At 63.9% G+C, this 24298-nt stretch carries 19 protein-coding genes; 4 read left to right on the forward strand and 15 right to left on the reverse strand.

Annotated features, from left to right (window positions below; translation table 11 throughout):
- Nucleotides 1–86: 86 nt before the first annotated feature.
- From EJ073_RS07180 to EJ073_RS07190, 3 genes are all read right to left on the reverse strand, one after another.
- Nucleotides 87–467 (reverse strand): response regulator, encoded by a 381-nt coding sequence (locus EJ073_RS07180; protein WP_126055111.1) that lies wholly within the window; start codon nt 465–467, stop codon nt 87–89.
- A 5-nt stretch (nt 468–472) separates the two neighbouring features.
- Nucleotides 473–2914 (reverse strand): ATP-binding protein, encoded by a 2442-nt coding sequence (locus EJ073_RS07185; RefSeq protein ID WP_126055112.1) that lies wholly within the window; start codon nt 2912–2914, stop codon nt 473–475.
- Between the two features lie 124 nt (nt 2915–3038).
- Nucleotides 3039–3326: an alpha/beta hydrolase gene (locus tag EJ073_RS07190; RefSeq protein WP_126055113.1), complete on the reverse strand. Its 288-nt coding sequence runs from the start codon at nt 3324–3326 to the stop codon at nt 3039–3041.
- Between the two features lie 4 nt (nt 3327–3330).
- On the opposite strand from EJ073_RS07190, the gene EJ073_RS07195 reads away from it, so the two are divergent.
- Entirely contained in the window at nt 3331–3501 is a 171-nt protein-coding gene (locus tag EJ073_RS07195) for a dihydrofolate reductase family protein (RefSeq protein WP_245455484.1), read from the forward strand.
- A 64-nt stretch (nt 3502–3565) separates the two neighbouring features.
- Here EJ073_RS07195 and EJ073_RS07200 read toward each other — a convergent pair whose 3' ends face one another.
- From EJ073_RS07200 to EJ073_RS07220, 5 genes are all read right to left on the reverse strand, one after another.
- The gene (locus EJ073_RS07200) at nt 3566–4438 is read right to left on the reverse strand and encodes a patatin-like phospholipase family protein (RefSeq protein ID WP_126055114.1); all 873 of its coding nucleotides are present in this window, start codon (nt 4436–4438) and stop codon (nt 3566–3568) included.
- A 26-nt stretch (nt 4439–4464) separates the two neighbouring features.
- Complete coding sequence (locus tag EJ073_RS07205; protein WP_245455698.1) at nt 4465–5835, reverse strand: pitrilysin family protein; 1371 nt, start codon at nt 5833–5835, stop codon at nt 4465–4467.
- 26 nt (nt 5836–5861) lie between these two features.
- Complete coding sequence (locus tag EJ073_RS07210) at nt 5862–7217, reverse strand: pitrilysin family protein (protein ID WP_126055115.1); 1356 nt, start codon at nt 7215–7217, stop codon at nt 5862–5864.
- A gap of 82 nt (nt 7218–7299) precedes the next feature.
- Entirely contained in the window at nt 7300–7854 is a 555-nt protein-coding gene (gene rsmD, locus EJ073_RS07215; RefSeq protein WP_126055116.1) for a 16S rRNA (guanine(966)-N(2))-methyltransferase RsmD, read from the reverse strand.
- A complete protein-coding gene (locus tag EJ073_RS07220; protein ID WP_126055117.1) occupies nt 7851–9902 on the reverse strand; it encodes a pseudouridine synthase in 2052 nt (683 codons plus the stop codon). The genes rsmD and EJ073_RS07220 overlap by 4 nt, the downstream gene beginning before the upstream one ends.
- A gap of 180 nt (nt 9903–10082) precedes the next feature.
- Between EJ073_RS07220 and EJ073_RS07225 the strand changes: the two genes are divergently transcribed.
- Nucleotides 10083–10535, forward strand: a complete 453-nt coding sequence (locus EJ073_RS07225; RefSeq protein WP_126055118.1) for a nucleoside deaminase — start codon at nt 10083–10085, stop codon at nt 10533–10535.
- Between the two features lie 81 nt (nt 10536–10616).
- On the opposite strand, the gene EJ073_RS07230 is transcribed toward EJ073_RS07225, so the two are convergent.
- The 4 genes from EJ073_RS07230 to EJ073_RS07245 all read right to left on the reverse strand — a co-directional run bounded on the left by EJ073_RS07230 (nt 10617) and on the right by EJ073_RS07245 (nt 16011).
- Entirely contained in the window at nt 10617–11291 is a 675-nt protein-coding gene (locus EJ073_RS07230; protein WP_126055119.1) for a hypothetical protein, read from the reverse strand.
- A gap of 249 nt (nt 11292–11540) precedes the next feature.
- Entirely contained in the window at nt 11541–14516 is a 2976-nt protein-coding gene (gene ileS, locus EJ073_RS07235; protein ID WP_126055120.1) for an isoleucine--tRNA ligase, read from the reverse strand.
- A gap of 231 nt (nt 14517–14747) precedes the next feature.
- Entirely contained in the window at nt 14748–15515 is a 768-nt protein-coding gene (locus EJ073_RS07240) for a MipA/OmpV family protein (RefSeq protein ID WP_245455485.1), read from the reverse strand.
- Nucleotides 15516–15777: 262 nt separating this feature from the next.
- A complete protein-coding gene (locus tag EJ073_RS07245; protein WP_126055122.1) occupies nt 15778–16011 on the reverse strand; it encodes a hypothetical protein in 234 nt (77 codons plus the stop codon).
- A gap of 484 nt (nt 16012–16495) precedes the next feature.
- Between EJ073_RS07245 and EJ073_RS07250 the strand changes: the two genes are divergently transcribed.
- On the forward strand, nt 16496–18007 hold the full coding sequence (locus EJ073_RS07250) for an inorganic triphosphatase (RefSeq protein WP_348627241.1): 1512 nt from the start codon (nt 16496–16498) through the stop codon (nt 18005–18007).
- Between the two features lie 101 nt (nt 18008–18108).
- Here the strand turns inward: EJ073_RS07250 and EJ073_RS07255 are convergent, their stop codons facing one another.
- The 3 genes from EJ073_RS07255 to EJ073_RS07265 all read right to left on the reverse strand — a co-directional run bounded on the left by EJ073_RS07255 (nt 18109) and on the right by EJ073_RS07265 (nt 22057).
- Nucleotides 18109–20034 carry an adenylate/guanylate cyclase domain-containing protein gene (locus EJ073_RS07255; protein ID WP_126059103.1) on the reverse strand — a complete coding sequence of 642 codons (1926 nt, stop codon included), beginning with the start codon at nt 20032–20034 and terminating at the stop codon, nt 18109–18111.
- A 160-nt stretch (nt 20035–20194) separates the two neighbouring features.
- Nucleotides 20195–21187 carry a bifunctional riboflavin kinase/FAD synthetase gene (locus EJ073_RS07260; RefSeq protein WP_126055123.1) on the reverse strand — a complete coding sequence of 331 codons (993 nt, stop codon included), beginning with the start codon at nt 21185–21187 and terminating at the stop codon, nt 20195–20197.
- A 9-nt stretch (nt 21188–21196) separates the two neighbouring features.
- A complete protein-coding gene (locus EJ073_RS07265) occupies nt 21197–22057 on the reverse strand; it encodes a TIGR01459 family HAD-type hydrolase (RefSeq protein WP_126055124.1) in 861 nt (286 codons plus the stop codon).
- Nucleotides 22058–22380: 323 nt separating this feature from the next.
- Between EJ073_RS07265 and EJ073_RS07270 the strand changes: the two genes are divergently transcribed.
- On the forward strand, nt 22381–24297 hold the full coding sequence (locus EJ073_RS07270; protein WP_245455486.1) for a TadE/TadG family type IV pilus assembly protein: 1917 nt from the start codon (nt 22381–22383) through the stop codon (nt 24295–24297).
- Nucleotide 24298: the final 1 nt, after the last annotated feature.

Here is a 24298-nt window from a genome sequence, read left to right on the forward strand (position 1 = left end):
ATGGTATAGGAGCCGTAAACGGCGCCGCACAGCTTCCGCAGCAGCTTATCGCCTATGCCGGCCGCGTGGACATCCGAAGCAGGCCGTCAGCCCGTTCGTAGCGCAAGCAGCTTGCTGACTTCACCGGCAAGCGCCAGCGGGTCGAAGGGTTTGGCGATGACCCCGACTGCCCCCATGGCCAGATAGTGTTCGACCTGATGCGTCTGGGTGCGCGCCGTGATGAACGCCACGGGTATCGATGCCGTAAGCGGCGAGGCGGCCAGCCGCTTCAGCGTCTCCGGCCCGTCCATGTCCGGCATCATCACGTCGAGCAGGATGAGGTTGGGCTGCCAATCGGCGGCGACCGCCAGTGCTTCGGCGCCAGAAGAGCAGGACCGCACCTCGAACCGTGGCTCGAGCTCGAGCGACATTTGGGCGATCTCGCGAATGTCGTCCTCGTCATCCACATAGAGTATCCTTGTCGACATCAACCTCACTCCCTTGCTTGCACGGTGGGTCCCGCTGCGTTGCGGGACGCAACCAACATGCGTCGGACCAGCTTGGCCACATCGATCTCCGACGCCCTGGTCTTGGTCATCATCGCCTGCACCCGGTCGCCGAGTTTCTCGTCCATCTCCGCCGCCGAGAACACGATAACTCCGGTCTCCTGCGGCAGATCGATGAGCAGATCCAGCCCCGATCCGTCAGGAAGCGCGATGTCGAGGATGACCAGGTCGTAGCGATGCTTCGCGACCGCCCGCCGCGCCTCCTGCAGCGTTTTCGCCGAAGCGATCAAGACGTCCGGACCCAGCCCCGCCGACATTACGGCAAGCACACCTTCGTCGTCCTCGACGTGGAGGATCCTCGGCCTCCGCTCGACCTTGCCGGCGACGATCTTGGCGAGAGCGGCATGAAGCCGCGTCGAATCCACCGGCTTTTCCAGCCAGTCGACGATGCCGACGGCGGTGCCGTTCAGCGAACGCTTGGCCTCATCGGCGACGGCGGAGATGACGATGACCGAAATGTCGGAATTCACCGGTGACGCCCTGATGTCGTGAAAGAGCTTGATACCGGATTCCCCGGCAAGCTTGATATCGAGCGTCAGCGCCACATAGTCGCGGGTGCGCAGGAGCGCCATGGCGGTGTCGATGTCGGGGGCGACGTCGCTGGAAAAGCCTTCCGCATCGAGGAGTGCCGCGATCACCGCCGCGACATCGGTCTCGTCCTCGCAAATGAGAACACGCAGGCGGCCATCGCGCGGCCGCGATCGACGCTCCGTCGCAACCGGCTTCTCGGCCTGCCTTTGCGCTTCGGCAAGGTCGACGTGGAACGAGGTTCCCTTGCCTTCCTCGGTTTCGAAGGAAACGGCGCCGCCCAGCTTTTCCACGATGGTCTTGACGATGCTCAAGCCGAGACCGGTGCCGCCCTGCTTGCGGGTGCTCGACGCGTCCGCCTGCTCGAACTTGCCGAATATGCGGCTGCGGAATGCCTCGGGAATGCCAGCGCCCTGATCGATCACCGAGATGCGCAGCATGTCACGATCGCGGCGCTCCAGTTTCACCGTCACGGTGCCGTCGGCGTCGGAGAACTTGATTGCATTCGACAGGAGATTGGCCATCACCTGATGCAGGCGATCCTCATCGATGTTGGCCTCGGCGCGCGGGGCATCGTCGACCAGGACGATGCGGATTCGGCCATCGGCCCTATAGTTGGAACTGGCGGCAATGGCCTGCTCCAGCAGGGGGCGAACAGGCATCTGCCTGATCTTGAAGGCGATCACGCCCGATTCGATCTTCTCCATGTCGAGGATGTCGTTGATGAGAAGAACCAGCCTCTCGCTGTTGTTGTGGGCGATGTTGATGAGGTTGGCGGCCTTTGGCGGCAGTTCGCCCGCCACTCCGGCCGCGATCAGGCCAAGCGAACCGCGGATTGATGTCAGCGGGGTGCGCAATTCATGGCTGACCGTCGAGATGAAATCGTTCTTGAGCTGGGCATTTCGTTTCTGCTCCGTGATGTCGCGATTGTAGGTGATGACGCCGGTGATCTTGCCGGCCTCGTCGCGGAACGGCGCCTTCAGCGTGTAGAGCCAGCCCTGCCTGCCGTCCGGGAAAACCGCCGGCTGGTCGATGCGCAGCGTCTGCCCGGCCTCCAGCGCGCCCATCTCGTCCTGCCGGAAGCGCTCAGCCACATCCTTCGGATAGAAATCGAAATCCGTCTTGCCGATAAGGTTCTCGACCGAAGTGGCTCTCACCATTTCGGCGGTCGCCGGATTGGCCGCGATGAAGCGGCCGTCGACATCCTTTATGTTGAGGCAATCCGGCAGCTCGCGAACCATGGCCCGGTAGATCATGTTGGACATTGCGAGTTCGCGCCGTCGCTCCTGGCGGTCGAGCAGCACGCTGATGATGATGGTGCTGAGGAAGCGGAAAACGAGGGACGGGAACGTGCTCAGCTGCACCATGCCGGCGACGACCTGGGGTGGGATGACCAGAAGCGTGATCAGCCCGGCGAGAGCGACCGACACGCCGAGGCCGAAAATGTCGAAGATGGTGCGCGTTCGGGCGGCGACGATGTGATGCCATGCAATGCCAACGACAGCCGTGATGAGGATGCCCACGATTCCGATGCTCGCGCCCTGCCCGCCGAGATGAATGCGATAGGCAATCGAACCGGCGGTGGCGATGATCATTGCAGGCCATCCGCCAAAGAACGCGGCGGCGGCGATGAAGGCTGCGCGCAGATCGACGATGAAGCCGGCGACAGAGAGCGCCGTCGCCATGGAAATGATCGCGCCGGCGCACATGACCACGCCGAGAATCAGCGACCGCCTCCGCCGCGAAAGTCGCCCGGTGAAATCCGCCACAAGGTCCCAGGCGACCACCAGGATGGAGACCAGCGCAAGATTGGCGAGGAGTGAGCGCCAGATATCGGTCATGACTTTCCGGCTCCTTTTCTCCGATAGATACCGGCAAAACCTATCCGAGGTCTAAAGAGCCGTGGACCGGTCTGAGCGACAATGGGACAGGCCGAAACGCCGAATCGGCGACCAGTGCGAAGCGTCAGGCCGACGCGATCATCGCCCAGCGAACGGCATATGTCGACGACCTCCGGCCGCAGGCTAGGTGGCGGAAGGTCGATGGTGGCTGCGCCACCCAGGCCTCGATCTGCTGCGTGACGAAGGCAGCCGCCTGGTGGTGGATGAAATGGCCGGCGCCAGGCAGCGCCACCACGGAAGAGACGTTGTCGACCTCGCGGAACGTGCCGTCGAAGGCACTGGCCGGAACATAGCGGCCGTCGGCGCCGAAGATCACCAAAGTCGGCGTACCAAAGGCAAATGGCGTCGCCAAGCAGTTGCTGGGGCATGGCCTGGTCGACCGCATCCGCCTGCTCAGCTATCCCGGCGTCGTCGGCCACGGCAAGCCGCTGTTTGCGCCCGGCGGGCGAGTGCCGCTCGAGCTGATTTCGGCAACGCCGTTCAGCAACGGCGTGGTGGCGCTGGAATATGCAACCGCGAAGTCTTGATGCAGCTTCGCAGGGGACGGCGATGATGGCCACCTCACCCGCTTGGGAGATCGGCAGCTTTCCCTCACCCGGCCTTCTTGCCCCGCTTGCCCTTCACGGCAGCCCTGCCCTCCAGCACCCGCTCGACCTCGCGCTTCAGCTGGTCCTTGATCTCGACCGTCTCGGCCATCAGCGTGTCGATCTTGAGGAAATCGAGCACGCGGTACTTCGACACGTTCGGGCGGATCAGTATGTCGGGCGGGCACTGCCGCAGCTTGTTGGCGATGATCGACTGCATCATCAACTGCGTGGCGCCGTACATCAGATCGACGGTGGTCGGGTGCCGGCGCTCGGCCTCGCTCGGCGCGCCGACGACGTCGATGGCGATGATAATGTCGGCGTCCTTTTCGATGAGGTCAAAGGGCACGGGGTTGTAGATGCCACCGTCGATCAGCACGCGGCCGTCGCGCGTCACCGGACGGAACACCGCCGGAATGGCGGCGGAAGCGGCCAATGCCGAATGCAGGTCGCCGTCCTCGAAGACGGCGAGCTTGTGGCCGAAATAGTCGGTCGCCGTCACTTTCAGCGGGATCTTCAGCTGTGCGAAGGTTTCCGGGATGGCGTCGGGCAGGAAGGATTTCAGGATGCGCTCGACATTGAATTGGCTGACGCGGATGCCGTTCTGCATAGCCTCGGCGATGGTTCCCGGTCTTGCCCGCCACATGCGCGAGGCCACCTCGGCGCGGCTGCCGAGGATAGAACGGGCATAGGCGTGGATCTCCGCACCGGTCATGCCGGAGGCCATGCCGGCGCCCATGATGGCGCCAATCGAGGAGCCGGCGATCGCCGCCGGCCTGATGCCGAGCTCGTCCAGTGCCTCTATTGCGTGGATGTGCGCGAGACCGCGCGCGCCGCCGCCACCGAAGGCAACGCCGAAGGTGGGACCGCCGCTAGCCATTGCTCACCATCTTCCCGCCCCGGGCCTCATCCCTTGCTTCCTAGCGGTGGACCGACGACCATGATGGCGGGATCGGACGACAAAAGCTTCTTCGCCGCCGCCTTGACGTCGGCGATCGTCACCGCGTTGATGAGGGCCGCGCGACGCTGCAGATAGTCGATGCCGAGATTGTCGAGCTGCAGTTCCAGCAGCGTCGCGGCGATAGAAGCCGAAGAGTCCAGATTGTTGATGGCATAGGCGCCGATCATGTATTTCTTGGCCGCCTCGAGTTCGACTTCGGTCGGACCCTGCTCCGCCATCCCCTTCACCACCTGGCGCACCAATGCGAGCGTCTCGGCGGCACGGTCCGAGCGAGTCGCGGTGGTGATGACCAACGCGTTGGAATGCTCGTGGTCGACCAGGTTGGAATCGACGCCATAGGCAAGGCCGCGCTTTTCGCGCACCTCTTCATAGAGGCGCGAGGTGAAGGTGCCGCCGCCGAGGATATCGTTCACCAGCACGGCGGCGAAGAAATCCGGTGCGCTGCGCTTCACGCCGGGATAGGCGAACTGCAGCGAGGTCTGCGGCAGGTCGTAGTCGACTTCCAGCTGCTGGCCGAGCTTCGGCTGGGTGTCGGCGATCGGGGCGAGCGCCTGCTTCTGCGGCAGGTCGCCAAACAGCTGGTCGAGCTTCCGCCTCAGGGTTGCCGCGTCGATGTCGCCGACCACGGCGACATGCAGGCCGTCGCGGGCGAAACTTGCCTTGTGGAAAGCGCCGAGGTCCTGCGGCGTGATCGCGGCGATGCTCTGCCTGGTGCCTTCATCGGGCCTCGAATAGGGATGCTCGCCATAGATCGCGCTTAGCCATTTGCGCTGGGCGATCGCGTTCGGGTCGCGCTCGTTGGCGATGATGCCCGACAGCACCTGGGCGCGCACGCGGTCGAGCGGCGCCTGGTCGAAGCGCGGTCTGTTGACGGCAAGCGTCAATAGGTCGAAGGCGGCGTCCTTCCCTTCCGACAGCATGCGCATCGAGCCATAGGTGCCATCGCGCTGCGCGTCGAAGCTCATCTCGGCGCCGGCATCGTCAAGTTTCACCTGGAAGGCGTCGCTGTCGAGGTCGCCGGCGCCCTCGTCGAACAGGCCGGTCATCAGGTTGGCAAGCCCTTCCTTGCCAGCCGGGTCCTGCGCCGTGCCGCCGTCGAAGACGAAGCGGATGGCGACGATCGGCACCGTATGATCCTCGACCAGCCAGGCGGTGATGCCCTTTTCAGACTTCACCTCCTGGATGTTCATCGCGGCACGGGCGGCAAGCGCCGGCAGGACGAGGAAGAACAAGGTAAAGCAAAGGGTGGCGAAGGCGCGTGCCAATTTCCCGTCTCTCCTTGAAGGAAAATGGTGAGCCTGGTGGGGAAAAGGCATCGTGCGGCTGTGCTGGTGCGTCATCATCAATTCCCCGCCTGTTGCTGCGGCAGAAGATAGCCGGTCGTCGAATGATCGAGCACAAGATAGCGAGCGGCGACCGTCTTGACCTCCTCGGCGGTGACCTTGCGGATGCGGTCCGGCCATTCCAGGACGTCGCGCACATTGCCGCCCGTGGCCAGCGTCGCGCCGTACATGTTGGCCATGTCGTCCTGCTTGTCGCGGGCGAAGATCATCGAGCGGACATAGCGCTGCTTGGCCTTTTCCAGCTCGTCATCGGTGACGCCGTCCCTGGCGATGCGGGCGACCTCGGCGTTGACCGCCGCTTCGACATCGGCGAGCCTGGCATCGCCGCGCGGCGCGGCGTAAACGGTGAAGTTGGTGGCGTCGAGCATGGTGCCCTGGAAGAAGGCGCCGGCTTCCGCGGCAATGCCCTGCTTGACCACGAGCTGCTGGTAGAGCCGGCTGCGGTTGCCACCGCCAAGGATCTCGGCCAGCAGGTCGAGCGCCTCGGCCTCGCCTGGCTGGGCCGTGTGATAGGACGGCACCACCCACTGCGTCGAGAAGCTCGGCACGGAAACGCGCGCGTCCGTCAGCGTCACCGTCCGTTTGGTGTTCTGCTCTGGCTCGACCGGGCGAATGCGCGGCGGCAGGTCCGGGCCGCGCGCGACCTTGCCGTAGGTCTTCCCGGCCAGCGCCTTCACCGTGTCGGGCTCGACATCGCCGGCCACCACCAGCACGGCGTTGTTCGGCCGGTAATACTTGTCATAGAAGGCGATCGCGTCGGTGCGGTTCAGTTGTTCCATCTCCTGCATCCAGCCGATGACCGGGATGCGGTAGGGCTGGTTCTGCCAGAGCGTGGTGTCGACTTCCTCGTCCAGCACCGCCTGCGGGTTGTTGTCGATGCGCGAACGGCGTTCCTCAAGGATCACGTCGCGTTCGGTCTTGATGACGTCGTCGGTAAGGATGAGATTGCGCATGCGGTCGGCCTCGAAGGCCATCATCTCGCCCAGCGCCGACGGGGCCACCGTCTCGTGGAAGGCTGTGTAGTCGTAGGAAGTGAAGGCGTTGTTGGAGCCGCCGATCTCCGAGACGGCGCGATCGAACTCGCCGGCGGCGTGGTTGGTCGTCGCCTTGAACATCAGGTGTTCGAAGAAATGCGCGATGCCGGACTTGCCGGCCGGCTCGTCGGCGCTGCCGATCTTGTACCACACCATATGGGTGACGATCGGCGCGCGATGGTCGGGGATGACCACCACCTCCATGCCGTTGTCGAGCAGGAAATCCGTGACCTTGCCGTCATCGGCGGCGAGTGCGGGGTCGGTCAGGAACAGCGAAGTGGTGAGCAAGACTCTCCGCAGCCATTCAGTATGGGGTGTCATTGATGGCTCCGGTTCTCATTGCGGGACGATAGGCAAGGTTGCCAGCCGAGGCAAAGTGAATTGTTCGTCATTTTCGAGGCGCTCACCCCGCCTTGATGAACCGGATCACCGTTTCGCCGTAGCCGCGCTCGTCGACCACGGCGAACCCCTCGCCGGCATCGAACGGGGCGGAAGCCACTTCCTCGACCACGCAGAGCGCGCCGGGCAGCAACCAACCGCCTTGTCTCGCGGAGCGCAGGGCGCGCTCGCCCAGGCCCTTGCCGTAAGGTGGATCGGCGAAGACGAGGCCGAAGGCGGCAAGCGTGCCGGCCTCGCCCAGAGCGGTGGCGTCGCGCCGAAAAATCTTGGTGCGGCCGGTCAGCCCGAACGTCTCGACATTGCTGCGGATCAGGCCGCGTCCCTCGGCCGATTCCTCGATGAAGACGCCATAGGAAGCGCCGCGCGACAGCGCCTCGAGGCCGAGCGCGCCCGTACCGGCGAAGAGGTCGAGCACGCGTGCGCCATCGAGCTTATCTGCAAAACGGTGCGCCAGCACGTTGAACACCGCCTCGCGGGTGCGGTCGGTGGTCGGACGGATGGCATTGCTGCGTGGCGTCGCCAGCGGACGCCCGCGAAACTCACCACCGACGATCCTCATCTGGTGCGGGAACCCTTGGGGCCACCACGTGGCCTGTCACCACCAGGCCTGCCGCCGCCTTCCGGCCGGTCGCCTCGCGGCTTGCCGTACGGCTTGGCGCCACCTGGCTTGCCGCCAGGCTTGCCATATGCCGGCTTGAACGAGGCCTTGCGCGCCTTGGCGTCGGCCGCCTTGGCCGCATCGGCCTCCGCCCTGCCCTTGCCGATCGGACGCGCGCCTGGCGCCATCCAGACATTCGCCTTGCGCTGACCGGGCGGCTCGATCGGCCGCTGATCGCGTTCGGCCTTCTTGCCGCCGAAACGGGGCTTGTCGCCAAAACCGCCACGAGGTTTGTCGCCGAAGCCGGAACGCTCCGGCTTCGCGCCGCGCTCGCCGAACGCCCGGTCGGGCTTGGTCGAAAGCTTGCCCAGCGCCTCGTCGCGGCTGCCCTCGCGGCGCTTGCGCGCCTTGATCAGGCCGCCCTCGCCGATCGGCCGGCGGTCGCCGTCGCGAGAGAATTTCGGCGGTTCGGCCCCTTCGCGGCGCGGCTCGGTGCGGCGCACCGGCCTGTTGGAGAAGGGTTTTGCAATCTCGGCATCGAAATTGGCGCCGGATTCCTCGATCAGGCGCTCGCCGAGCTGCTCACGCAGCACGCGGCCCTTGATCTCCAGCACATGGCCCTCCGGCAGATCCTCGAGCTGGAACGGCCCGTAGGAAATGCGGATCAGCCGCGTCACCTCGAGGCCGAGCGCGCCCAGGATGTTCTTGACCTCGCGGTTCTTGCCTTCGCGCAGGCCGATCGTCAGCCAGGCATTGGTGCCCTGTTCGCGGTCGAGGCTGGCTTCGATCGCGCCATAGAAGACGCCGTCGACGGCGATGCCTTCGCGCAAGCCCGCGAGCGCGCTTTCCTCGACCTTGCCGTGGACGCGCACGCGGTAGCGCCTGAGCCAACCGGTGGCCGGCAATTCGAGCACGCGCGACAGGCCGCCGTCATTGGTGAGCAGCAGCAGCCCTTCGGTGTTGATGTCGAGGCGACCGATGGTCATCAGCCGCGGCAGTTCGGCCGGCAGCACGTCGAAGACGGTCTTGCGGCCCTCGGGATCGCGGTTGGTGGTGACGACGCCGGCCGGCTTGTGGAACAGGAACAGCCGAGTGCGCTCGATCTTGGGGATTTCCATGCCGTCGAGATGGACGATGTCGTCGGGCATGACGTTGAAGGCCGGCGAGGACAGCACCCGGCCATTGACCTTGACGCGGCCGGCGGCGATCAGTTCCTCGGCGTCGCGGCGCGAGGCCAGGCCGGCGCGGGCAAGCCGCTTGGCGATGCGCTCGCCGGCTTCCTCAGCGGCTTCGGCGGGACGCGGGCGAGGCTTGAAGCCGCCGCCTGATGCGCCTTGCGGCCGCTCGCCAAAGTCACGCTTGGGGCGATCGCTGAAGTCGCGCTTGGGACGATCCGCGAAGTCGCGTTTCGGACGGTCCGCGAAATCTCGCTTCGGGTGGTCGCCAAAATCACGCTTGGGCCGTTCGAAACGTTTTTCGCCGCCCTCGCCTGACGCGGCCATCGGCCGGTCGCCGCGCGGGGCGTAGGGCTTGCGCGGTCCCTTCTCATAAGGCTTGCCCTCGGGGCGCGGTCCCTTGCGGAACGGCTTTTCGCCGCGCGGGCCAGCGCCCTCGCTCGCCTCACGCGGCAAGTATTCGCGCTTAAAGTCGCGCGCCGGCCGCTCACCGTCCGCTGCCATCGGCCGATCACCACGCGGCGCATAGGGCTTGCGCGGTCCGTCGCGCTTCTCGAAGGGCTTGCCCTCGGGACGCGGCGCCTTGCGGAACGGCTTTTCCGCCCGCGCCGCACCAGCCTCACGAGGCCGGTCGCCGCTTTTGAAATTGCGCTTTGGCCGCTCGCCTTCGGCGGCTATCGGCCGGTCGCCACGCGGCGCGTAGGGCTTCTTGGCGCCGAAGGACGGCTTGCCGCCTTTGCTGGCGGCGCCGTCGCGGCTGCGCGATCCCGCGGCTTTCGGACCGCCCCTGACCGGACCCTTTTTAGCCCGGAATTTCTTGTCGTTGTCGTCCATGTGGCCTTTGCCTGTTTGCGCTGCTACAGCGTGGCGCATCCTTTCGGGCGCGCAAAGGACGCTGTAGCACTTTGATTTGGCGCATGATCGTTTCCGAAAACCGAGTCCGATTTTCGAGGTTAGGCGCTAGATAACAGGATCGCTGTCGGGTGGCGAGGAGATAATCGGAATGGAAACCGCGTGAAGCGGCCGGATTTCATGGCATTGGCGCTTGAGGAGGCGGCAGCCGCCGCGCAGCGCGGAGAAGTGCCGGTGGGCGCGGTCATCGCCAGCCGCGGCATCGTCGTGGCAAGAGCCGGCAACCGCACCCGCGAGCTTGCCGACCCGACGGCGCATGCCGAGATGCTGGCGATCCGCCAGGCCTGCGAAAAGCTCGCCAGCGAGCGGCTCACCGGCCACGATCTCTATGTGACGCTGGAGCCCTGCGCCATGTGCGCGGGCGCCATCTCCTTCGCGAGGCTGCGCCGGCTTTATTTCGGCGCCGTCGACGAGAAGGGCGGCGCGGTGGTCAACGGCGTGCGCTTCTTCGCCTCGCCGACCTGCCACCACGCGCCGGACATCTATCCGGGCATGGGCGAGAGCGAGGCATCGCTCATTCTCAAGGATTTTTTCCGCGAGCGGCGCGAGGTCTAGCCACGATTTTTGGACGATGGCGGGACCGAGGAGGCGCGAAAGATAGCTACCGCTGTCGTTGTGCAGCGATGCGCTGAAACCTTACCACCAGTCGAACCAGCCGCCGCTCTTGCTCTTGGCGGCCGCCTCCTTCTTGAGGCGGCGTTCCTTCTTGTACTCGTCCTCGCCGAGTTCGCCCTGCGGCGCTGTGCCGGCTGCGACGCGATAGGCCAGCGGCGGCTCGCTGAGATATTTGCGGGTGTTCGGGTCGCCCTGCTTGCCCTCTGCCATGCGACGCTGGATCTCGGCGGCGCGGCCCTTGTCGGAGTCCTCCGGCGACCAGCGCGGCGGATGGCTCGAAGCCGAGTCCGCCAACGCCTTCTTCACCGCGGTCGGATCGGTCTGCACGTCGTCGACGATCTGCGACTGATAGGACGGATCGTCCTGGTGGGCGGTGGCGTCGGCGCGCAGGCGGGCGCGGCGCTGCTCCGGCGATTCGGGCCAATCGGCGCTCGCCGTCTCGATGCTCTCCTGCGGCGGCGGCAAGTTTTCCTTTTGACCCGGCGCCGGCTTCACCAGATCGGGACGCGGCTTGTAGTCGATCGGATCCTTGCGCTTCGGCGCGATCGAAAAGGCGCTGGAAAGGTCGCCGGCAAGCTGTTCGCCGGCGGTCTTGTCGGTGCCGTAGGTGGGCGAGCTCATGCAGCCCGACAAGGCAAGTCCGGATGCGACCAGCGGCGCCAGCAGTGCGGCGCGCACACAGATTCTCTCGGTCATGCCAAAAAGTCCCACACTAGACAGCCTCTCGATCGCCACCGGCCAAAAGATCCGGTCCCCATCGACGATGCACTTGCGACGGAAATCCGGCGACAATTTGTCGTCCGGAGTTTCGCGTGTTTACCTCAACCACCCGTTAAGGGCAACGCGCCGGCGGATTTGCATTGCCCGGCGTGGCATTTGTGCACTTATTTGATTGGGTGCATGTCGTTTTCCCAAAACCGCGGCACACTTTTGGGCGACATGCACCTAAAGCCGCCCAAGCGCTTTCAGTTCATGCAGCACGGCCGCATCCCTGGCCGAAACATCGGGGAATGCCCCGTCCTGCCCGACATCGGCCGTGTAGCGCCACGACCGCGCGCACTTAACGAGCCCGCGGTCCTCGGCCTTCTCGACCACCACCGCCACGCCCTTGACGTCGTCCAGCGTGAACGCGCCGTCCGGCGCCTTGCCTTTGGCGATGACGAGATCGCTGGTGATCGCCATCTCGGCCATATCGACATCCGATATCGCCGCTTCCAGCGCGGCATCGTCGAGGCTCACGACCGGCACGGCCTCCAGCGAGGAGCCGATCAGTTTCTCGGCGCGCGCGATCTCCAGCGCGCCGGTGACGACGCGGCGCACCTGCCGGACCTTGCGCCATTTCTCGGCCAGCGCCTCGTTCCGCCAGTTTTGCGGAATGACCGGGAACTGGTCGAGATGCACCGAGACGGCATCCGGGTGACGATCGAGCCAGGCCTCTTCCATCGTGAAGGGCAGCATCGGCGACAGCCACTTCACCAGGCATTCGAAGAGGTGGCGCACGACCTGCACAGCCGCCTTGCGGCGCAGGCTCGATGGCCCGTCGCAATAGAGCGCGTCCTTGCGGATGTCGAAGTAGAATGCCGAGAGCTCGACCACCATGAAGTCGAGCAAAGCGCGCGTGATGCGCTTGAACTCGAAGGCGTCGTAGCCCTGGCGCACCACTTCGTCGAGCTCGGACAGCCGGTGCAGCATCAGCCGCTCCAGTTCCGGCATCTCATCCAGCGGAACGTCCTCGCCATCGTCGTGGGCAAGCGTGCCCAGCATCCAGCGGATGGTGTTCCTGAGCTTGCGGTAGGCGTCGATATTGGTCTGCAGCACGTTCTTGCCGAGGCGCTGGTCTTCCCAATAGTCGGTCGTCACCACCCAGAGCCGGAGGATATCGGCGCCGGACTGTTTGATGACGTCCTGCGGCACCACGGTGTTGCCGAGCGACTTCGACATTTTCCGCCCCTCTTCATCCATGGTGAAGCCATGGGTGACGACGGTGTCGTATGGCGCCCTGCCCCGGGTGGCGCAGCTTTCGAGCAGCGAGGAGTGGAACCAGCCGCGATGCTGGTCGGAGCCTTCGAGATAGACGTCGGCCGGCCATTTGAGATCCGGACGGTCCTCCAGCGTGAAGACATGCGTCGAGCCCGAATCGAACCAGACATCGAGGATGTCCATCACCTGATGCCATTTCGCGGCATCGTGATTGCCGAGGAAGCGCTCCTTGGCGCCGGGCGCGAACCAGGCGTCGGCGCCCTCGGCCTCGAAGGCCTCCATGATGCGCTGGTTAACCGCCTCGTCCTTCAGCACGTTGCCGTCCACGTCGGCGAAGACGGCGATCGGCACGCCCCAGGCGCGCTGGCGCGATAGCACCCAGTCGGGGCGCTCCTCGATCATGGCGCGGATGCGGTTCTGGCCGGCGGATGGCACGAAGCGGGTGTCGTCGATCGCCTTCAGCGCGCGGCTGCGTAGCGTCGTGCCGTCGCCGAGGTCCTTGTCCATGTAGACGAACCATTGCGGCGTGTTGCGGAAGATGATGGGTTTTTTGGATCGCCAGGAGTGCGGATAGGAATGCTTCAGGCGGCCGCGCGCGAACAGCGCGTTGCGCTTGATCAGTTCCTCGATGACGGCCTGGTTGGCGTTGCCCTTCTTGCCATTGTCGTCGATGACGCGCGCTGCCCCACCTTCGCGGTCCGGACCGAAGCCCGGCGCGTCCTTGGTGAAGAAGCCGGCATCGTCGACCGGGAACGGGATCGCGGTGTCGACGCCGCGCTTGAGCAATTCCGCCACGGCGTCCATCCAGGCGTCGAAGTCCTCGCGGCCGTGGCTGGGCGCGGTGTGCACGAAGCCGGTGCCGGCATCGTCGGTGACATGTTCGCCACCGATCATCGGCACCGGGAACTGGTAGCCGTCGGCCAGCCCCCTGAACGGGTGCGAAAGCGTCAGGCTGGCAAGCTGTTCGGCCGAAACGTCGTGAACGCGCGCCAGCGTCACCTTGGCCTTGGCGGCGGCGTCCTCGGCCAGCGCGTCGGCGAAGATCAGCTTCTCGCTAGGCTGTGGACCGAACGCGTTCTCGGCCGCGGTCACCTCGTAGAGACCGTAGGCGACGCGCGGCGAATAGCTGACGGCGCGGTTGCCGGGCAAGGTCCAGGGCGTCGTCGTCCAGATGACGACATGGGCCTCGAGCAGATCGAGCGACGATTCCGACAGCGCCGCCGCGGCGGCGTCCTCGGCGCCGACGACCGGGCGCGCGAGGCTCGCGACCGGGAATTTCACCCAGATCGTGTCGCTCTCATAGTCCTGGTACTCGACCTCGGCCTCGGCCAGCGCCGTGCGCTCGACCACGCTCCACATGACCGGCTTCGAGCCACGATAGAGCTGGCCGGACATGGCGAATTTCAACAACTCGCCGGCGATGCGCGCCTCGGCGTGATAAGCCATCGTCGTATAGGGATTGTCGAAATCGCCGACGACGCCGAGGCGCTGGAACTCGCCGCCCTGCACCTTGATCCAGTGCGCGGCGAAGTCGCGGCATTCCTTGCGGAATTCGTTGACCGGCACCTCGTCCTTGTTCTTGCCCTTGGCGCGGTACTGCTCCTCGATCTTCCACTCGATCGGCAGGCCGTGGCAGTCCCAGCCCGGCACGTAGTTGGCGTCGTAGCCGCGCATCTGGAAGGAGCGGTTGATAACGTCCTTGAGGATCTTGTTCAGCGCATGGCCGATATGGATGTTGCCGTTGGCGTAGGGCGGGCCATCATGCAGCACGAATTTCTCGCGGCCGGCGGCCTCCTCGCGCAGCGTGCGGTAAAGGTCCATGTCCTGCCAGCGCTTGACCAGCGCCGGCTCCTTCTCGGGCAAGCCGGCGCGCATCGGGAAATCCGTCTGCGGCAAGTAAAGCGTGCGGGAATAGTCGATCGTTTCAGCGGTATCGGTCATTGGTCTGCCATGTGCATTGCCCGGCGGCGGAAAAGCTCGGGCGTTGAACTATCATCATCTGGAAAAGCGCGAGAGCCACGCGCAAAAGTCCCGGCGGCTCCGGCGGCGCTCAGGCCACCCGGAACACCGGGCTCGTAATTCGTATCGCGATCGCAAACAGGCGCGAAAAGCTCGTCATGGCCGGGCTTTTAGCGGATTAGTCAGCAGGAATAAAGCGCCGAGTTCAGGCGGCTACATTGAAAAGTCGAAGCGATAGGTGGTCGACACGCCGACGGTCCACTGGTTGCGGTCGCCGCGCTCCTTGACCAGGCTGGAATCGGCCGCCGGCCCCATCAGGCGCGAATACTCGGTGAAGACGCTGGCCGTCATCGGCTCGGTCACCTTCCAGGTGATCGCGCCGCCGAGGCCGGTCGACTTCAGGCCGCCGTCCGGATGGTATTCGCTGAGGCCGGAGGCCGCCGCCTCGGTGGCGTTGACGCCGTAGTAGGCGTCGAAATAGCCCGACGAGGCGAAGGAAACGCGCGGCCCGCCGGAGATGCGGACCGTCGGCGTGACGTCGTAGAAGGCATCCGCCGCGATGTCGGCGACGAAGCCGTCATGGGCGCGGATGCCATGCCTGAGCTCGGCCCGCGCCCGCACCCAGTCGAGCGGATAGAATTCGAAAAAGCCGCCGACCTCGCCGCCCCAGCGCACCGGATCAAGGCCTTCCAATTCGTCCTTGCTGGCACGCGAGAACAGGAGCTTGCCGGTGAGGCCGGCGCGCACGCTGCCGTCGTCGATCAGCGCCAGCGAGATGTTGTCGTTGCGCGAGGTGAAGCGCGCTTCCGGACCCACCTTGCCGAGCGAGATGATCGGCTGGGCGCTGAGCATGTACTTCTTGCCGCCCTCGAAATTCGGCGCGATGAGGCCGGTTGCGCCGAGCGTCAGGTACCAGTCGCCGGATATCCAGCTGCCCTCGCCCGCCCCGGCGGTCGGGACACCCAGCAGGACGGCGGTCATTACCAGCGGAATCGCCCGGACAATACGCATCGTTACCCCATACGCGAAACACGCCGGCGCAAACAACCGGCAGTGCTCAAGCCATGGCGCGGGTTCGGTAAAATTTGACTTAAAGTCGTAACATCGGAAGCTGGACTGGTTGACTCCCAACCAATTCAACGACCCGCACTGTCGCAAACTCGAGATGTCCGAAACGCGCTTAGGGTGTGAATTGGGAAGCATCGACAACGGTTGCAACGGGACATTCGGGTTGCTCGCCTCACTAAGCGTCGCCGCTCACTCGGCCTGCGATGGCGAATGCCTGTAGGTTTTTGACCTTTCCGTGGTCCTGGTCGGCGTTAGCGATGATCGAAAAGAACGCCGCGCGGGCGATGTCTTTCTTGGATGCATCGGGGTGTTCCTTCCTTGCCGCCTTCAACAGTTGTTTCGGCGTCATATCCGGCGTCACAATCCGCATCAGAGTATCGCTGATCGTCCGCAATTCCGTGGCATCCATTGGGAAACTCCCTGGCCCCCACTAACAAACTTTAGCAGAGCGACTTTGGTAGCTGAATCTAAATTCACGTTACAAAGCAGACAAGAGCCAGCGCGTGCGGGCTGGGTCGGCTGTCTCATAAGGGCGAAAGCGCATGGCTGCAATCGGCGGCAACCAACCGGCCGGCTCGTGCCGCTAGGAATTGAGGAAGCCGACAGATCAGTCTTCCTTCAAATTTCCGGCTTCGTCCTTGAGCCAGTCGGCACCATGCTTCCACAGCAAGGCACGCGCCTGTTTCGGCGTGACGTCGGCAATTTCCGTCAGATGCTGCTCTTGCCCGGCTCACATTCCTCCTTTTTTCTTTGGTAGCCATCTCCTGTGTCCTTTTCCTGCATCATCGGATGAACGAGGACTGACAGGTATGGTACCGGCCCGCATATCGTCGTCAGCCGGCTTGAGGTCCGGCCACAGATGGTCAAGGCGAGCGGTTGTTTGTGACAGCTTTATGACGCACCATGCAGGGAGGGTCCCTTCGATTGTCGTGAAGTTGCGCGGCGCCGAGGACATCATGCAGGAAACGGAACTGAAGTTCGAGCTGTCGCGGTCGGGTGCGGGATCGCTCCTCAAGAAGAATCCGTTCGGGTCCTCGCCCACAATTCTTCAGCAGAAATCCATCTATTTCGATACGCTCGGATGGGACCTGTCCAAGCGCGGTCTATCGCTTCGCATCCGGCAATCGGGTGATAAAAGGATCCAAACCCTCAAAGCCGGCGATGGCACCGCCGCCGGATCGTTCACGCGCGAGGAATGGGAGCGCCCGGTCGACGGCGATACACCGATACTTGACGATCCGCAGATCAGAGACCTGCTTGCAGAGGATGGCGCAAAGCTGGCGCCATTGTTCGAGGTTCATGTCAAACGGCATTCTTGGAATGTGTCGGATGGCGACGCCACGATCGAGGTTGCCCTGGATCTTGGCAAGGTCGTCGCAGCCGGTCGCGAGGCACCGCTCTGCGAGATCGAGTTGGAGAAGAAGGCGGGCTCGCCGGCAGCTCTGTTTGCGCTCGCTCGGAAAATTGACCTGGTCACGCCGGCGCATCTCGGGGTGCTAAGCAAAGCTGAACGAGGCTATCGTCTGCTTGGCCCTGCACCGGGTGCTGTGAAATCAGTTGCGACCCCGCTCACGTCCGAGATGAGCGTGGCAATGGCTTTCGCGCGCATCGCAGCGGCCTGTCTCAAACAGTTCCGTCTCAATGAGATGGCGCTGGGATGGTCTCGCGATGCCGACTCCCTGCACCAGGCTCGCGTGTCGCTGCGACGGCTGCGCTCCCTATGCTCGATCTGCAAGTCGCTATTCGACGACAGCCGTTTCGACTACATGCGAGGAGAATTGAAATGGCTCGCAGCGGAACTTGGCGATGCACGCAATATCGACGTGATGATCGATCACGCTTCCAGCAGGATTCTTGCAAGCCGTCTTCAGGAAGTGCGCGACGACGCCTATGCGGCGGTCGCAGCATCGTTCTCTTCAATTCGCGCCCGCTCCTTGATGATCGATGTCACCGAGTGGATTTCCATCAAGGACTGGCGAACCCAATCGGATGAAATGTTGTCCGAACAGTCGTCGAAGGATTTCGCCTCGGATGTATTTGATAAACTTTGGAAGAAGGTGGCGAAGGGCGGCAACAATCTTATCGACGCCGATGACGATACCCGCCATAAAGTACGGATCGCCGCAAAGAAACTGCGCTACGCGGCCGAGTTCTTCGAGCCGCTCTACAACGGCAAGGCCGAGGCCAAACGCCATCGACGGTTCATCGAGGCGATGAAGGGCCTGCAGGATCATCTCGGCAGCCTCAACGATATTGCCACCGCCCCCGATATGCTGGCAGCGCTGGAGCTTTCGGACGTAACTGGTGCGGACGATCTCTTCAGCGGCGAGGACAAGTCCAAGCTTCTCAAGGACGCCGCGGAAGCACACGACACCTTTGTCAAGACCAGGCGCTTCTGGCGTTGAGGCAGCATGCGGAGGGAGCGACGAAGCTCCAATGCCCACTTCCGGTGTCACCGCGCTCGCCGGCCTAGCCATCGCCATGGGCTGGCCGGTGCGGAGCTGTTCTATGGCTGCCCGAGAGGCTGCGCCTCGCCCGCCTCGCATTCCGGCAGTCGCACAGGTTTGGCGAGTTTCGCCAGCGCCTCGGGCTTGGCGCAAGCCGGAAAACCGGCGAGCGGCATCGTTTCAATAAACCGGCTGCGCTCACTAGTGCTCAAGCCGACTTCATTGATCATGCTCTCGACGGTCAGGTCGGGGTACTGCTTGAGAGTTTCCCTAACCGCGGCATTCGCCTCATCCATCCGACCCAGAGCCGCAAGGGAGCCGCTAAACACCACCCACCTCCAATGGTCGTAGTTGTCAGGTGTCATGCGCTCCAGCATCTTCAAGGCGTCCTCATACCGGCCGGCCATAAAATAGGCAGGGCCGAAGAAGTTGGACGTCCACATCGGATAGTTCGGGTCGAGCCGCATTACCTGGTCGACCATCTGAGCGCCGCGTTCGGGTTCACCGAAGCGTGCCGCATAGCCGGTATAGAACGTCAGGATTTCGGACGAACCGGGAGCAAGACGAAGGGCCGTATCCAGTTCGGCCTTGGCGCGGGCGTTGTCGCCCTTGTGGCTGAGACTCATCCCAAACACGGCGTGTGCCTCAGCGTCGCCTGGATCGAGCCGCACCGCGTGTTCGGCCACATCGGCAGCCGCCTTGATCTCGCTCTCGGGATTGATACCGAAGCCAGCCAATATGCCATGCGCATGGTAAAGTTCTACCCAGGCGCGAGCCAGCCCGGGGTCCAGCTCAATGGCGCGGTTGAGAAGCGCGATTGCCTCCTGCTCATCGGCTACGGTGATCTCTTCAATCTTCTCGGTCCCGAGCAGATAATAGTCGTAAGCATTTAGGTTTTCAGGTCGTTTGCGTTTGGCCGCGGCCCGCCCGGCCGTCTGAATCAACCCTACGCCACCGCCCAGCCGGTTGGAGACTTGCTCTGCGATCTCGGTCTGGACGGCGAACACGTCCTCAGCGGGCCGGTCCCAACGATCCGACCAAAGGTGGTTGCCGGTTAGTGCATCGATCAACTGTGCGGTGACCCGCACCCGCCCATCTTGCCGCTGGATGGAGCCTTCCAGTACGAAGCCGACATGGAGCGCACGCGCGACCTGGCGGGCATCCACCGGCTTGCCCTTGTAAACTTCCGTCGAATTCCGGGCCACGACGTCAAGTTCGGGAAACCGCGCGAGGTCGGTGATGATATCCTCAGTCAAGCCATCGGCCAAACGCCCGCTGGCCTCGTCGCCATAATTATTGAAAGGCAGCACCGCGACCGACGGCTTGGCCCCCAGTAACGCGGGCTGAAAGAACCACCAGGTCCCCACACCCACCAAAGCCAGCACCACGATCGCCGCCGCAGCCGTCCTGGTCCAGTGCGGCATCGCCTGGCGTAAGGTCCGGCGCAGCCGCTTGCCATCGAGCCTCACCCGGTACATCCGCACGGGGCGGTTGATATTCTTGACGTGCTGCTCGCCGACGAAATCGAGTGGCCAATCAAGCTTGCCCTGCAAATGGTCGTAGGCCGTACCTGACACCATCACCCCGCCCGGCTCGGCAAGCTGCTCTATGCGAGCGGCGATATTGACGCCGTCGCCATACACATCGCCATCCACCAGCGCCACATCGCCAAGATTTATCCCGATGCGGAACACGATCCGCTCTTGCTCCGGCAGTCCACCATTGCGAACGGCCACAGCTTTTTGAATTTCGGCTGCGCAGATCACCGCATCGACCACGCTGTCGAAGACGACAAGTGCGCCATCTCCCAACAGCTTGACAATTCGACCCTGATGCAGAGCGATCGCCGTATCGGTTACGTCGGCCCGGATAGCTCTCAGGCGCTCGATTGTGCCAGCTTCGTCAATCTCGGTCGCCTTTGAATAGCCGACCATATCCACTGCAAGGATCGCCAGCAGTTTCCGGTTCATTGGAGGGACGATCATCATCCTGCCCCGGACCCATCATTGCCAAAATGGTACACCTAACCCAGCATGCTGACGAGAGGCCCGACCCACCAGGCCAGGATGTCGTCCATTGGTCCGGCGGTCGGAAAGGTCGCTTCCACACTGCGCTGGGCCACCGGAATGGCGCTGAAGAGATAGTTCAGAACGCCACGGCTGCGTCCAGCTCCGAAAGCGGGCGCACGCCTGCCAGCAGCGCCCTCGCCTCGGCCTCGTCGCGCTTCATCTGCGCGACCAGCGCATCCAGCCCGTCGAACTTCAGCTCCGGCCGCAGGAAGCCGAAGATCGACACCTCGCAGGCCTCGCCATAGAGGTCGCCGGAGAAGTCGAAGACGAAGGTTTCGAGCAGCGGCGCGCCATTGTCGTCGACGGTCGGACGACGGCCGAAGCTGGCGACGCCGTCATGCAGCGTGCCGTCGGCGCGGCGGAAGCGGACGGCATAAATCCCTTCCTTGAGAGAAGCTTCCGGCGAAAGCCTCATGTTGGCAGTCGGAAAGCCAAGCGTACGGCCGAGCTTCTGGCCGCCGATCACCTCGGCCTCGACGGTGAAGCGGTAGCCGAGCAGGCCGGCGGCCTCGGCCACCGCGCCTTCGCCGAGAAGCGCGCGGATGCGGCTCGACGAGATCACCTCGGCCCCCTCGTCGCGAAAGGCGTCGACCAGCGTCACGCCAAAGCCGTGGCGCTCGCCCGCCGCCATCAGGAAGGCGGGGCCGCCCTGGCGGTCCTTGCCGAAATGGAAATCGAAGCCGGTGACGGCGTGCGTGACGCCGAGATTCCTTTCCAGAACCCCGGTCACGAAGTCTTCTGCCGAGAGCGCGGCGAAATCGCGCGTGAAGGGCTGCTCGACCAGCGCGGCGAACCCGAGAAGCGACAGGAGCCGGGCCTTCATCGGCGGTGGCGTCAGCACGAAGAGCGGAACCTCGGGCCGGAAGACCTTTCGCGGATGCGGCTCGAAGCTCAGCACCATGGCCGGCGCGCCGCGGCGCCGCGCTTCGGCCAGCGCGCGCTCCAGCACCGCCTGGTGGCCGCGATGGACGCCGTCGAAATTGCCGATCGCCACCACGCCGCCGCGCAAATGGGTCGGCAGCGGCGATGTCGCCGAGATGCGCGCGAAGCTTTGTGAGGTTTCCGTCATGGAACGCCCCTATTGCAGCCTTGGAATGACCGCGACCGGGCGGTAGCCGTGCTTATCGAGAAAGGCGGCGAGCCTGTCGGGATCGGGCTGCAGCGGATCGCCATAGTCGCGGGCATGGATGCCTCCCGAGACATAGAGCACGTCGAATCCATTGTCGGCCGCGCCCTTGATGTCGGTCATCAAGCCGTCGCCGATGGCCAGCACCCGCGAGCGTTCGACGGGACGCCCGAGCAGGCCGGCAACCTCCTTCATCGCGACGTCGTAGATCGGCGCGTAGGGTTTGCCGGCGATCAGGGTTCGCCCGCCAAGCTGGGCGTAGTCGCGGGCAAGCGCACCGGCGCACCAGATCAAGCGTTCGCCGCGCTCCACCACGATGTCGGGGTTGGCGCAGATGAACGGCAGGTCGCGGGCGCGCAGCCGCTGCAGCAAGTCGGCATAGTCGGAAGGCTTTTCCACCTCGTCGTCGAACAGGCCGGTGCAGACCACGCCGGAGGCCTCGAACTCCTCGACCAGATCGACGCCGAGGCTGTCATAGAGGGTGAAATCGCGGTCGGGGCCGATGTGGAAGATCTTTCTCGGGCCCTCGGCGATCAGATCGCGGGTGACGTCGCCGGAGGTGACGATGCGGTCATAGGCGTCGGTGGGAACGCCTATCGCGTTCATCTGCGCAACGACATCGGCGCTGCGGCGCGGCGAGTTGGTGATCAGCACGATCGGGACGTCCGCCGCGCGCGCCGCGGCCAGTGCCAGCGCGGCCTGGGGAAAATGCCATTCGCCATTGTGCACCACGCCCCAGACATCGCACAGGATGGCCGAATAGGCACCCGACAAATCCGCGAGCGAGCCGATGATGTCTGGCAGATCCGCCATGCTGTCTACCCTGCCGATCGTTGCGAAAGCCGCCGCCGACGGTCCGCCGCGGCCGGTCCCGCATTAACCGAAGCGCCTCATCCTGTCACCAGCTTTCGGCAGACAGCACCCGCTACCGCAGGACTGATACCGTGGGCAGGACACGCGTTCGTGACTGAATTCCCAGGCCCCTCGGCACCCTCGCCGCGAGCCCGATGGTTAACGGGCCTTGAAAACGCAGGTTGAGGTTGGATGCATTCGCGCAACCTGAAATTTAATGATCTGTGACCATGGTTGCAGATCAACTACGACCTTGGTCGTATATTAGTGGGGGACTAAAGGCTATGATCCGCAAGTTCGGAGCGATGATCCGCAGCTTCGTGCACAACAGGCGGGGCAACTATGCCTTGATTGCCGTCATCACGATGGTGCCTGTGATGGGCGGCGTGGCATTGGCGGTCGACTATACGGAGCTGGTTCGCCAAAAACAGGAAACGTTGAACGCGCTCGATGCCGCCGGCGTCGCCACGGCGCAGCAGATCGTCGCCAATGTAAGCGATGCCGATGCCAAGGCTTATGCGAAGAACTTCTTCGAAGCCAATCTGTCGCATGTCAGCCCGGCCGACACCACGCTGAGCGTCACCTTGCCCAACAACAATAGCGGTGGCGGCACGCTGAAGCTTTGCGCGAACCTGCGCTACCATCCGTTTTTCCTGCCGGCTGCCGCAATGCTGATCGGCAGGACGGCCAGCGACCGAAGCTTGGCCGCGTGCTCGGAAGTCCGACTGAAGAACACCCTGGAAGTCGCCCTGGTGCTCGACAATTCCGGCTCGATGAGCACGAATGGATCCGGTACCGGCCAGCAGCGAATAGAGTTGCTCAAGACCGCCGCGACAGAACTCGTCAACACGTTGGCCCTGCAGGCAGGCCAAATGAAGCAGGTCACCAAGCCGGTGCAATTCGCCCTGGTACCGTTTTCGGCCTCGGTCAATGTCGGCTCAGCCAACAAGGACAAGACCTGGATGGATCTCGGCGGCATCTCGCCGGTGCATCATGAGAATTTCGACTGGACGCAGATGAACAAGACCGTCTCCGGCGTCGATCCGAACAAATACATCGAGAAGGTTGGCGACGCCTACTACCAGAGGGGCACCGGCTGGGGCGCCGACGCGGGCAAGGCAATGACCCGCTTCACCCTCTACCAGGATATGATGGCCACGACGCGAACCTGCACCAAGAAAAACCACGGCACGTGTCAGACTTATGTCGACACGACCGCCCAATACCAAGCCTGGAAAGGCTGCGTGGAAGCAAGGCCGTATCCTTACAATGTGGACGATACGACGCCGGCAACGTCCACACCCGCCAGCCTGTTCGTCCCGATGTTCGCTCCGGACGAGGCCGGCAATTTCTGGACCGACTCCACCCACGCCAGCACGACGTCATGGGGTTACACCAACAATTGGTGGGTGGATTCGGCCGACAGCCTGGCCGTCGCAAAACGCCAGTCGGATATGCGCAAGTATTTCGTCACAAAGCCCTACAACGCGGCGGCGGAGCCGGCTGACGGCGGCCCCAACTCCGGGTGCACGACTGCCGCCATCACGCCGTTGCAGGACATAACCACGACCACGGGCAAGAACACCATCACAAGCGCCATCAGCGCGATGACACCAACAGGCAATACCAACGTGCCGGAAGGGCTTGCCTGGGGCTGGCGGGCATTGTCGAGCAATGAGCCTTTCACGGACGGCCGGGCCAACACCGAAAGAGGCAACGACAAGGTCGTCATCGTGCTGACCGACGGCGCCAACACCTACAGCCCGATCGCCGACGCCACCTACGCCAAGAACATGTCGACTTACGCCGCGTATGGCTACACGGGCCTGACCTATCCGGGCTCCGGCACGTTGACCCGACTGTTCATGAACACCAGCGCTTCCGTTGGCAAGACGACCTACACCGCCGCCAACTACACGACGGCGCTCGACGAGCAGATGCAGACGCTTTGCGCCAATGCAAAGAATTCGAACGTCATCGTGATGACGGTTTCGCTTGACCTCGTGGAAACCAAATCCGCGGAAAAGGCCGCAATGGCTGCGCTGAAGACCTGTTCCTCGGACTCGAGGTTCCGAAAAGACCCGGCCGACCCGACCGGCAAGACAGCGGCGAAATTGTACTGGAACGCGACCGGCGCCACGCTGTCGAAAAGCTTCAAGGAAATCGCCGACGAACTGTCGAACCTGCGCATCGTCAGCTGAC

This window comes from Mesorhizobium sp. M4B.F.Ca.ET.058.02.1.1, from assembly GCF_003952505.1.
In the GTDB taxonomy this organism is placed as follows: Bacteria; Pseudomonadota; Alphaproteobacteria; order Rhizobiales; family Rhizobiaceae; genus Mesorhizobium.